Here is a 10,985-nt window from a genome sequence, read left to right on the forward strand (position 1 = left end):
TTGATATATTAACAACGTGACGTTGCAATTTATGCAACGTAGAAACAAGAGCTGATGACCATGGATTTACGCGACCTGAAAATATTTATCCACCTTGCTGAAAGTCGCCATTTCGGCAGGAGCGCACGCGCGATGCACGTCAGCCCGTCGACGCTTTCGCGCCAGATCCAGCGCCTCGAAGAGGATTTAGGTCAACCCTTGTTTTTACGCGATAACCGCACCGTTACGCTAACTGAAGCCGGTGAACAGCTTAAACAGTTCGCGCAGCACACGCTTTTGCAGTATCAGCAGATGCGCCACACTATCGGCCAGGAAGGGCCATCGCTTTCCGGCGAGCTTCATCTTTTTTGCTCCGTCACCGCGGCGTACAGCCATTTACCCCCTATTCTCGACAGATTCCGTGCCGAACATCCCAACGTGGAAATCAAACTGACCACAGGCGATGCCGCCGATGCGGTAGAGAAAGTGGATTCTGACGAGGCCGATCTTGCCATTGCCGGTAAGCCGGAAACATTGCCACCAGGCGTCGCATTCTCGATTCTGGACCATTTATCGGTCGCACTGATCGCACCAGCACTGCCCTGCCCGGTTCGTGTGCAGGTGAACCAGCCAGACCCGGACTGGGCAAAAGTACCGTTTATTCTGCCGGATCAGGGGCCAGTGCGCCGCCGCATTGAGTTGTGGTTCCGCCGTCAAAAAATCAGTAACCCGTTTATTTATGCAACGGTTGCAGGCCATGAGGCGATGGTTTCGATGGTGGCACTCGGCTGTGGCGTAGCATTGATACCTGAAATCGTGTTGGAAAATAGCCCGGAACCGGTGCGCAACCGCGTGCAGGTGCTGGAACGAAACGATGAAGCCGAGCCGTTTGAGTTGGGTGTTTGCGTACAAAAAAAGCGGCTCAATGAGCCGCTTGTGAATGCTTTCTGGAAGTTACTACCCGGTAGCCACTAACCCGCAAGGAAGAAGCGGAACGCCGGATTACTGGTTTCATCGTGGCAATCGTAGCCCAGCTCATTGAGTCGGGTTTCAAAATCCGGCTCATTGTCGCCCAGTTCGAACGCCGCCAGTACGCGGCCATAATCTGTACCGTGGCTGCGGTAATGGAACAGTGAAATATTCCAGTGGGTGCCGAGCGTTTGCAGGAATTTCAGCAAAGCACCCGGTGATTCTGGGAATTCAAAACTGTACAACCGCTCAAGCAGTGGTTTAGACGGACGCCCGCCCACCATGTAGCGCACGTGCAGCTTCGCCATTTCGTCATCAGATAAATCGACAACACCGTAACCACCTTCGTTAAGTAGCTCGATGATTTCGCGGCGTTCTTCCAAACCACGAGTCAAACGGACACCGACGAAAATGCAGGCTTCCGCCGAGCTGGAATAACGATAGTTAAACTCAGTGACCGAACGCCCACCGAGTACCTGGCAAAATTTCAGGAAGCTGCCTTGCTGCTCAGGAATGGTGACCGCCAGCAGTGCTTCACGTTGTTCGCCCAGCTCGCAACGCTCAGAAACGTAGCGCAGGCCATGGAAGTTAACGTTCGCACCAGATAAAACGTGCGCGAGGCGTTCACCACGAATCTGATGCTGCTGGATGTACTTTTTCATCCCCGCCAACGCCAGAGCGCCAGACGGTTCAGCGACCGCACGAACATCTTCGAACAAATCTTTCATTGCCGCGCAAATAGCATCGCTATCCACTGTGATGATGTCGTCGAGATATTCCTGACACAAACGGAATGTTTCATCGCCGATACGCTTAACCGCAACACCTTCAGCAAACAAACCGACGCGCGCCAAATCAACCGGCTTGCCGGCATCGAGTGCCGCTTTCAAACAGGCAGAATCTTCCGCTTCAACGGCGATCACTTTGATTTGCGGCATCAGCTGTTTGATAAGCACCGCCACACCTGCTGCCAGACCACCGCCGCCGACCGGAACAAAAATGCGGTCGATATGCGCATCTTGCTGCAGCAGTTCCAGCGCCAGCGTGCCCTGCCCGGCAATGACTGCCGGGTGGTCGAACGGAGGCACATAGGTGAACCCCTGTTGCTGCGAAAGCTCGATTGCACGCCCTTTCGCCTCATCAAAGTTCGCGCCGTACAGTAATACTTCGCCACCAAACGCGCGGACCGCATCCACTTTGATATCCGCCGTAGTCACGGGCATGACAATCAGAGACTTGATGCCTAAACGCGTTGAAGAAAGCGCAACACCTTGAGCGTGGTTTCCCGCAGAAGCGGTAATCACACCACTGGCTTTTTGTTCGCTGTTCAGCCCGACAATCATCGCGTATGCGCCACGCAGTTTGAAACTGTGCACTGGCTGGCGGTCTTCACGTTTTACCAGAATGACGTTATCCAGACGTGACGACAGTTTTTCCATCTTCTGCAATGGGGTAACTTGCGCAACTTCGTAAACCGGAGCACGCAGAACGGCTCTCAGATATTCCGCCCCACAAGGGGCGTCAGGTAGTGGTTGTGACTCGGCCATCATTAGCCTCCAAGCTTACTTTTATCGCGCACCGCGCCCTTATCGGCACTGGTAGCGAGCATTGCGTAAGCGCGCAGAGCGAAGGAGACCTGGCGTTCACGCGCACGTGGCGTCCAGGCTTTGTCACCGCGAGCTTCTTGCGCTTCACGACGAGCGGCCATTTCCTGATCGCTCAGTTGCAGTTGGATCCCACGGTTCGGGATATCAATCGCAATCATGTCGCCATCTTCAATCAGCGCGATATTGCCACCGCTTGCTGCTTCCGGAGAAACGTGGCCGATAGAAAGACCGGAAGTACCGCCGGAGAAGCGCCCATCGGTAACCAGGGCACACGCTTTGCCCAGACCCATAGATTTCAGGAAGGTTGTTGGGTAAAGCATTTCTTGCATGCCCGGCCCGCCTTTTGGCCCTTCGTAACGAATAACAACAACGTCGCCCGCTACCACTTTGCCACCAAGGATTGCCTCAACCGCATCATCCTGGCTTTCATAAACTTTTGCAGGCCCGCGGAACACCAGGCTTTCATCGTCTACGCCAGCCGTTTTCACGATACAGCCGTTTTCTGCGAAGTTACCGTACAGCACAGCCAAACCACCTTCCTGGCTGTATGCATGTTCCTTCGAGCGGATACAACCATTTTGACGATCAACATCCAGAGAATCCCAGCGGCAAGATTGTGAGAATGCTTTCGTGGTACGAATACCGGCCGGGCCTGCGGAGAACATGCTTTTCACGCTTTCGTCTTTGGTCAGCATGACATCGTACTGTTCCAGCGTTTGCGTCAGGTTCAGACCCAGAACGTTTTTCACATTACGATGCAGCAAGCCACCTCGATCCAGCTCGCCCAAAATACCGATTACGCCACCCGCACGGTGCACATCTTCCATATGGTATTTCTGGGTACTCGGTGCGACTTTACACAGCTGTGGGACTTTACGAGACAACTGGTCGATATCGGTCATGGTGAAATCGAGTTCTGCTTCCTGAGCTGCAGCGAGTAAGTGCAGAACTGTGTTTGTTGAACCGCCCATCGCAACATCCAGCGTCATGGCGTTCTCAAACGCTTCTTTGCTGGCGATGCTACGTGGCAGAGCACTTTCGTCATCCTGCTCGTAATAACGTTTGGTCAAGGCGACGATGCGTTTACCGGCATTCAGGAACAGCTCTTTGCGATCTGAGTGCGTTGCCAGCAGAGAACCGTTACCCGGCTGGGATAAGCCCAGCGCTTCGGTCAGACAGTTCATGGAGTTCGCGGTGAACATACCGGAGCAGGAGCCGCAGGTCGGGCAGGCTGAACGTTCTACCTGCTCGCTTTGCTCGTCACTCACTTTCGGGTCAGCGCCCTGAATCATCGCATCAACCAGGTCGAGTTTGATGATTTGGTCTGAGAGTTTGGTTTTCCCGGCTTCCATCGGGCCGCCGGAAACAAAAATAACCGGAATGTTCAGGCGCAAAGAGGCCATCAACATCCCTGGGGTGATTTTGTCGCAGTTGGAGATACAAACCATCGCGTCGGCGCAGTGCGCGTTCACCATGTATTCAACGGAGTCAGCGATAAGCTCGCGTGACGGCAGAGAATAAAGCATGCCGCCGTGGCCCATGGCGATACCATCATCCACCGCGATGGTGTTGAACTCTTTCGCCACACCGCCAGATGCTTCGATTTGTTCGGCAACCAGTTTACCCAAATCGCGCAGGTGAACGTGGCCTGGCACGAACTGAGTAAAGGAGTTAACTACCGCAATAATTGGCTTGCCGAAATCATCATCGGTCATCCCGGTTGCGCGCCACAATGCGCGGGCACCCGCCATATTACGGCCATGGGTGGTAGTGGCTGAACGGTACTTAGGCATGCTTATTTACTCCAGTCTGTCTGTCGAGGGGACGGTCATCACCATCCACCTGGTTATTTTTTTACTTAGGGTTGACCTGATCTAACCAGCCCCATTTGTCTTCGGTTTCGCCAGTGAACAGGCCAAAGAATGCCTGTTGAATGCGTTTAGTGATCGGGCCACAACGACCTTCACCTACCTGAATGCGGTCTACGCTACGGACTGGCGTAATTTCAGCGGCGGTACCCGACATAAATACTTCGTCCGCCAGGTAGAGTGATTCGCGAGACAACACTTGCTCACGCACTTCGATACCCAAGTCTTTAGCCAGAGTGATAATGGCATCACGGGTAATGCCCGGCAGCGCGGAAGAGGTGAACGGAGGGGTAAACAGAATGCCATCTTTCACTTCAAAGAGGTTTTCGCCCGCACCTTCTGACAAGTAACCGTTCACATCCAGCGCGATACCTTCCTGATAACCGTGGCGGCGCGCTTCGCTGCCAACTAGCAAGGAAGAAAGGTAGTTACCACCGGCTTTCGCTGCTGTTGGAATGGTGTTTGGTGCCACACGGTTCCAGGAGGAAACCATTGCGTCGATCCCTTGATCCAGCGCTTCTGCGCCGAGGTATGCACCCCATGGGAAGGCTGCGATGATCACATCAGTGGTGTAACCGTCTGGCGGGTTAACGCCCATACCGACGTCACCCACAAACACCAGCGGGCGGATATATGCGCTGGTCAGGTTATTTTTACGGATAACAGAACGGCAAGCTTCCATCAGCTCATCAACACTTTGTGATACAGGGAAACGATAGATTTTTGCTGAATCACGCAAACGCTGCATGTGTTCACGATGGCGGAACACCACTGGACCAATGTGAGATTCATAGCAACGGATACCTTCAAAGACCGATGTGCCGTAATGCAGCGCATGGGACATTACATGGACCTTTGCTTCGCCCCACGGCGTCATCTCACCATTGAACCAGATGTAATCAGCTTTCTTCGTTGTCATTGTTCTCTTCCTTCTGCGCTCAGGCGCGGATTTGTTGTGTTGTTTGTTGCTGGATTTCGACGCGACCAACGTCAACCAGTTTGCTTAATTGACTAAACAGTAATTCGACTGGGCGCAGGCTGGCAACGGTCAATTCAATATTAATATCGTCAGTGTTCCCCACCGTGACCATGTTCATAGAACACACCTGAAAACCACGATGGCGCACGACGCGTAACACGCGCTCCAGCGTTTCTGGACGAAAACGGGCCGTTACTGCGAGCTGATGTTGCATCATGATAATTTCTCCAGCATTTGTGAGTTACTGGCACCTGGTGGCACCAACGGCCAGACGTTTTCGTACTCATCTATCGAGACGTGAAGCATGTATGGGCCATCGCTATTGAGCATCGTGTCGATGGCGGCTTCTACCTGGTCTTTACGAGTGATGTGTTGGCCTGGGATACCGAAGGCACTGGCCAGCATGAGGAAATCGGGGTTATCGGAGAGGTTGGTTTCGCTATAACGTTCTGAGAAAAACATCTGCTGCCACTGGCGTACCATTCCTAAACGTTGGTTATCCAGTAAAACGATTTTGAGCGGTAGCTGTTTTCGTTTTACGGTGCCCAGCTCCTGAACGTTCATCATGAATGAGCCGTCACCCGAGATACAGATAACCGTATCGTTCGGCCGGGCTACCTGTGCGCCTACAGCTGCGGGCAGACCAAAGCCCATCGTTCCCAGGCCACTGGAAGTGATAAAATTTTCCGGGCGGGTAAATGACATATGCTGGGCTGTCCACATCTGGTGCTGGCCGACATCGGTAGTCACAACACATTCCTGCGGCTTACGGTCAGAGATTTGTTTCAGCAATAACGGGGCAAAAATGGCTTCGCCGGGATGATCATAGCGCCATGGGTTTGCTGCCCGTAAAGAGGCAACTTCTTGCTGCCATTCAACGATATCCAGCGGTTGTTGCAGCGCCTGTAATAATTGGGCTAAATCCCCCTGCAACCCAACATGGGCCTGACGCAATTTACCCAGCTCTGCCGGGTCGATATCCATATGAATCACTTTCGCGTGGGGGGCAAAGGTATTCAGCTTGCCGGTAACACGGTCGTCAAAACGTGCGCCAACGGCAATCAGCAAGTCGCACTCTTGCACCGCAAGGTTAGCCGCTTTTGTGCCGTGCATTCCCAACATGCCGGTATAAAACGGGTTTTCTGCCGGAACCGCGCCCAAGCCTTTCAGCGTGACAGTAGAAGGCATATTGGTGACAGCGATAAACTCACGCAATGCCGGAACCGCCTGAGCCATGCCCACTCCGCCACCGACATACAACATCGGTTTGCGGGCATTCGCTATCATTTCGCGTGCCTGTTGCAGCTCGGCGTGCGGCATTTCAAAATCATCTTCAACAGTCGATAACCATGGCTCCAGATCACCTTGTGCTAATTGAATATCCTTAGGGATATCCACCAACACGGGGCCCGGACGGCCAGAGTTTGCAGTTTCAAAGGCTTCTGCAAGGACGCGAGGTAAATCATCGAATGATTCAACAAGGAAACTGTGCTTAGTACATGCGAGGGACAAACCTAAAACATCCACTTCCTGAAATGCGTCAGTGCCAATCAGCGGAGCGGCTACCTGGCCTGTGATTGCAACAACGGGAACGGAATCTAACAGCGCATCGGCAAGGCCTGTTATCAAGTTGGTTGCGCCCGGCCCGGAAGTCGCGATGCAAACGCCTGTTTTTCCTGTAGAACGAGCATAACCAATGGCTGCCATTGCTGCGCCTTGCTCATGGCGGCAGAGCAAATGTTCGACCCCACCGTCATACAATGCATCGTAGACTGGCATGATTGCGCCGCCCGGATAGCCGAAAACTGTCTCTACACCCTGCGCTCGCAACGCATGTACCACCCACTGTGCACCATTCATAGTTAGTTCCCCGTCGCATTATCGGAGAAACAGCATTTTATTCTGTAACGCATCATCTGTTTCTCTCCGAGTTTCTTTGCCCAACAAAAAACCCCCGGACCTTTCGGTGCGGGGGTTCTTTTCGATTCAGGCTTGATTTTTAAGCCTTTCTTTCTCCAAGTGCAGCCCCGCACGGTGGGATAATAATCACCACCACGCTAATAACGACCAGGCTAATCACTCGTAGAAGGGCTTTCATGTTTGTTTATTCTGTCTACTTGTTCGAAGTAATACCTACAGAGTTATCACAGAGTCAGTTAAAAGCACAAGAATTTTTTATAATGAAACAGAGGCTGAAAAAATTGGCTGGCAGAAAAACTATTTGTTTTCAGCAAATAACGAGATAGTGAAAATATTTCATATAGAGCGATTTCTTATCTCTATTGCCAAAAACTCTTCCAGAAATAAATCTTTTGCGAAGCTCATCGCAGAATTATTTTCAAAAAAGAAATCTCACCCGAAAGTCTGGAAGGCATTACGAAGAACATTATTTCACCTCTTTATGCACTATTAGCAAGCTGACAGGATAAAAGTTCACCCAAGAGGAAAGAGCGATGTCACTGGCAGTTGTTAATACAAGGGCAGCATTAGGCATTGCAGCCCCATTGGTCACCGTAGAGGTTCATATCAGCCAAGGGTTACCAGGTTTAACCCTTGTGGGTTTACCAGAAACCACTGTCCGTGAAGCTCGGGACAGAGTACGAAGTGCCATCATCAACAGTGGCTATACTTTCCCGGCCCGGAAAATCACGATAAATCTCGCGCCGGCAGATCTTCCTAAGGAAGGCGGCAGGTATGACCTACCTATTGCTCTCGCATTGCTGGCAGCGTCTGAGCAGCTCTCTATTGATAAGTTAAGTGAATATGAGTTCGTTGGTGAACTCGCGCTTACTGGGGCTTTACGAGGCGTCCCTGGCGCAATTTCATCTGCTATGGAGGCTTTAAAATCAGGGAAGAAAATAATCGTTGCCGATGAAAACTCCGCTGAACTTAGTTTGATAACACAAGCTGGCTGCCTTATTGCAAACCACCTCACTGAAGTCTGCGCATTCCTTGAAGGCAGAGCCGAATTATCAGCTCCAGAAAAACGACAGCAGCAACACATTGAATATCGGCAAGACCTTAATGAGATTTTTGGTCAGTCTCAGGGGAAGCGAGCGCTAGAGATCACCGCGGCTGGTGGGCATAACCTATTACTCATTGGCCCTCCAGGAACGGGTAAAACCATGCTGGTCAGCCGCCTGAATACTTTACTCCCCCCTTTAAGCGACAGTGAAGCACTGGAGAGTGCAGCCATTCTAAGCCTGGTCAATCCACATTCTTTACAGCAACAGTGGCGCCAGCGCCCATTCAGAGCGCCTCATCATAGCGCTTCACTAAGTGCAATGGTTGGTGGAGGTTCAATTCCAAGACCCGGTGAAATTTCTCTGGCACATAACGGTGTGTTATTTCTCGATGAACTCCCGGAATTTGAACGCCGTGTGCTTGACGCATTACGCGAGCCTATAGAATCAGGGGAAATTCATATTTCCCGTACCCGTGCAAAAATTAGCTACCCTGCCAATTTTCAACTTCTGGCAGCTATGAACCCAAGTCCAACAGGTCACTATCAAGGTAAGCATAATCGCTGCACACCTGAACAAACGCTGCGCTACCTTAGCCGCCTTTCAGGGCCTTTTCTTGATAGATTTGATTTATCCACAGAGATCCCACTTCCGCCACCGGGAATGCTAAGTAATCCCGGTGTAAGCAGCGAAAGTAGCGCAGACGTAAGAGCAAGAGTCATCGCTACACAACAGCGACAGTATGATAGACAGCAAAAGTTAAATTCGAGACTGGATAATCATGAAATCAGAAAACATTGTGCCATTGAGCACAATGATGCCATGTGGCTTGAAGAGACATTGGCGAAGTTGGGGTTGTCGGTGCGTGCATGGCATCGATTATTAAAAGTTGCACGAACAATTGCAGATATTCAGGAACACAAACAGATACAGAGGGAACATCTTCTAGAAGCATTGAGCTATCGGGCGATTGACCGATTACTCATTCACCTACAACAGTTAACAGGATAAAAAATGGGGCTTTCGCCCCATTTTTATTAATCATCACTGTCGGTATAGTCTTCAACCGCATCCGCCTGCGGCTTGCCACCGGAGAGGGTATGGAAACGTTTAGGACGCTTAATTCGCGTCATATACTTGCTCCACACACGTTCTGCATCTGTCACCGGCTCACGTTGACCACGGCATACAGCTACAAACAGAACTTCCTCTTCAGTACCAGGCTCACGCTTGCCAAGATCCAGCTCATTGAACGCATAACCATGGCGCTCTAATAACTGGGCTTCTTTGATGGTGAAATCACCATGGCGAGCGAACCCGCGCGGATAATGTTTATTATCGAAAAACCGATTAGTCGTCGTAAAGCTTTCCGCCATCCTGCACGCTCCTAATTCTCTTGGTCGAGCTATTTATGGCGCGGAGTATTAGTTACGCTTGACAGAGCGTCAAACAAAACATTTAAATCATAACGACAAATTTTTTTTGGGAGAGAGTTGTGGATACTGAATTATTAAAAACGTTTCTTGAAGTGAGCCGAACGCGGCATTTTGGGCGGGCTGCAGAGGCTCTTTATCTAACGCAATCAGCAGTTAGCTTCAGAATTCGTCAATTAGAGAATCAACTCGGCGTGAATCTTTTTACTCGTCATCGTAATAATATTCGCCTGACGACAGCAGGTGAGCGTTTGTTGCCTTATGCAGAAAACCTCATGAATACCTGGCTCGCTGCCAAAAAAGAAGTTTCCAACACATCTCAGCACAATGAGCTAACGATTGGTGCTAGTTCCTCACTTTGGGAATGCATGCTTTCTGAATGGCTTGTTGCACTGTATCAACAGCACAAAGGTCTTCAATTTGAAGCCCGTATTTCCCAACGCCAGTCGCTAGTTAAACAATTGCATGAACGTCAGCTTGATCTGCTGATCACGACAGAATCGCCAAAGATGGACGAATTTTCATGCCAGTTATTAGGGCATTTTAACCTGGCACTATTTTCTTCTTCACAACAAAGCTCAAAAACAGGGTTAACGTATTTACGTCTGGAGTGGGGTCCTGATTTTCAACAGCATGAAGCGGGTCTTATCAACAATGATAGCATTCCAGTTCTAACGACTAGCTCAGCACAAATAGCCTATAAATTGTTGGCACCGCTCAATGGTTGTTCATTTTTACCCATCGAATGGGCCAAAGAATGCGAAGGAATTTACCAGGTACCCGATACAAATATACTTTCGCGCCCTTTGTATGCAATCTGGCTACAAAATAGCGATAAACAAAACATAATCAAAGAGTTATTAAAGACACCACTTATGGCGCAGTAATGCGCTTTTATAGATTTGAGGGATAATTTGAGGAATTTTAGGCAAAAAAAATCCTTTGCCGAAGCAAAGGATCATTATATGGCAGGGGCGGAGAGACTCGAACTCGCGACACCCGGTTTTGGAGACCGGTGCTCTACCAACTGAGCTACGCCCCTAAATAACGCTTATTATTAAGCCCGCTGATTAAGCAGGCATAATTTTTTTATAAGTGGCGGAACGGACGGGACTCGAACCCGCGACCCCCTGCGTGACAGGCAGGTATTCTAACCGACTGAACTACCGCTCCACCGAATTTCTTTC

General features: G+C 50.6%; 10 protein-coding genes and 2 tRNA genes. 3 read left to right on the forward strand and 9 right to left on the reverse strand.

The window, feature by feature from the left end; all coding sequences use genetic code 11:
• The first annotated feature begins 60 nt into the window (after nucleotides 1-60).
• Nucleotides 61-954 (forward strand): HTH-type transcriptional activator IlvY, encoded by an 894-nt coding sequence (gene ilvY / locus EDF88_RS23890; protein WP_134187807.1) that lies wholly within the window; start codon nucleotides 61-63, stop codon nucleotides 952-954.
• On the opposite strand, the gene ilvA is transcribed toward ilvY, so the two are convergent.
• The 6 genes from ilvA to ilvL form a co-directional block, all read right to left on the reverse strand.
• Entirely contained in the window at nucleotides 951-2,495 is a 1,545-nt protein-coding gene (ilvA, locus tag EDF88_RS23895; RefSeq protein WP_134187799.1) for a threonine ammonia-lyase, biosynthetic, read from the reverse strand. The genes ilvY and ilvA overlap by 4 nt on opposite strands.
• A 2-nt stretch (nucleotides 2,496-2,497) precedes the next feature.
• Nucleotides 2,498-4,348, reverse strand: a complete 1,851-nt coding sequence (ilvD, locus tag EDF88_RS23900) for a dihydroxy-acid dehydratase (RefSeq protein ID WP_064561582.1) — start codon at nucleotides 4,346-4,348, stop codon at nucleotides 2,498-2,500.
• Between the two features lie 61 nt (nucleotides 4,349-4,409).
• On the reverse strand, nucleotides 4,410-5,342 hold the full coding sequence (locus EDF88_RS23905) for a branched-chain amino acid transaminase (RefSeq protein ID WP_064515144.1): 933 nt from the start codon (nucleotides 5,340-5,342) through the stop codon (nucleotides 4,410-4,412).
• Between the two features lie 19 nt (nucleotides 5,343-5,361).
• A complete protein-coding gene (gene ilvM / locus EDF88_RS23910; RefSeq protein ID WP_064515142.1) occupies nucleotides 5,362-5,619 on the reverse strand; it encodes an acetolactate synthase 2 small subunit in 258 nt (85 codons plus the stop codon).
• Nucleotides 5,616-7,262 carry an acetolactate synthase 2 catalytic subunit gene (gene ilvG / locus EDF88_RS23915; RefSeq protein WP_134187801.1) on the reverse strand — a complete coding sequence of 549 codons (1,647 nt, stop codon included), beginning with the start codon at nucleotides 7,260-7,262 and terminating at the stop codon, nucleotides 5,616-5,618. Before ilvG ends, ilvM begins: the two co-directional genes overlap by 4 nt.
• Nucleotides 7,263-7,401: 139 nt before the next feature.
• Nucleotides 7,402-7,500 carry an ilv operon leader peptide gene (ilvL, locus tag EDF88_RS23920; protein ID WP_072279198.1) on the reverse strand — a complete coding sequence of 33 codons (99 nt, stop codon included), beginning with the start codon at nucleotides 7,498-7,500 and terminating at the stop codon, nucleotides 7,402-7,404.
• Between the two features lie 355 nt (nucleotides 7,501-7,855).
• On the opposite strand from ilvL, the gene EDF88_RS23925 reads away from it, so the two are divergent.
• Complete coding sequence (locus tag EDF88_RS23925) at nucleotides 7,856-9,376, forward strand: YifB family Mg chelatase-like AAA ATPase (RefSeq protein WP_134187803.1); 1,521 nt, start codon at nucleotides 7,856-7,858, stop codon at nucleotides 9,374-9,376.
• A gap of 26 nt (nucleotides 9,377-9,402) precedes the next feature.
• Here EDF88_RS23925 and EDF88_RS23930 read toward each other — a convergent pair whose 3' ends face one another.
• The gene (locus EDF88_RS23930; protein ID WP_064515136.1) at nucleotides 9,403-9,741 is read right to left on the reverse strand and encodes a DUF413 domain-containing protein; all 339 of its coding nucleotides are present in this window, start codon (nucleotides 9,739-9,741) and stop codon (nucleotides 9,403-9,405) included.
• 119 nt (nucleotides 9,742-9,860) lie between these two features.
• On the opposite strand from EDF88_RS23930, the gene hdfR reads away from it, so the two are divergent.
• Nucleotides 9,861-10,685 (forward strand): HTH-type transcriptional regulator HdfR, encoded by an 825-nt coding sequence (gene hdfR, locus EDF88_RS23935; RefSeq protein WP_064515134.1) that lies wholly within the window; start codon nucleotides 9,861-9,863, stop codon nucleotides 10,683-10,685.
• Nucleotides 10,686-10,764: 79 nt separating this feature from the next.
• Here the strand turns inward: hdfR and EDF88_RS23940 are convergent.
• Both EDF88_RS23940 and EDF88_RS23945 read right to left on the reverse strand, forming a co-directional pair.
• A tRNA-Trp gene (locus tag EDF88_RS23940) sits at nucleotides 10,765-10,840 on the reverse strand.
• Between the two features lie 54 nt (nucleotides 10,841-10,894).
• Nucleotides 10,895-10,971 (reverse strand) — tRNA-Asp (locus tag EDF88_RS23945).
• Between the last annotated feature and the right edge of the window lie 14 nt (nucleotides 10,972-10,985).

Origin of the sequence: Buttiauxella sp. BIGb0552 (assembly GCF_004366275.1) — a bacterium.
GTDB classification, from domain to species: Bacteria; Pseudomonadota; Gammaproteobacteria; order Enterobacterales; family Enterobacteriaceae; genus Buttiauxella; species Buttiauxella gaviniae.

Bases quoted from the DNA above. Each gene is read 5' to 3' on its own strand.
- ilvD (WP_064561582.1), bottom strand. From the start codon at position 4,348: ATGCCTAAGTACCGTTCAGCCACTACCACCCATGGCCGTAATATGGCG.
- ilvY (WP_134187807.1), top strand. From the start codon at position 61: ATGGATTTACGCGACCTGAAAATATTTATCCACCTTGCTGAAAGTCGC.
- ilvA (WP_134187799.1), bottom strand. From the start codon at position 2,495: ATGGCCGAGTCACAACCACTACCTGACGCCCCTTGTGGGGCGGAATAT.
- EDF88_RS23905 (WP_064515144.1), bottom strand. From the start codon at position 5,342: ATGACAACGAAGAAAGCTGATTACATCTGGTTCAATGGTGAGATGACG.
- ilvG (WP_134187801.1), bottom strand. From the start codon at position 7,262: ATGAATGGTGCACAGTGGGTGGTACATGCGTTGCGAGCGCAGGGTGTA.
- ilvL (WP_072279198.1), bottom strand. From the start codon at position 7,500: ATGAAAGCCCTTCTACGAGTGATTAGCCTGGTCGTTATTAGCGTGGTG.
- EDF88_RS23925 (WP_134187803.1), top strand. From the start codon at position 7,856: ATGTCACTGGCAGTTGTTAATACAAGGGCAGCATTAGGCATTGCAGCC.
- EDF88_RS23930 (WP_064515136.1), bottom strand. From the start codon at position 9,741: ATGGCGGAAAGCTTTACGACGACTAATCGGTTTTTCGATAATAAACAT.
- ilvM (WP_064515142.1), bottom strand. From the start codon at position 5,619: ATGATGCAACATCAGCTCGCAGTAACGGCCCGTTTTCGTCCAGAAACG.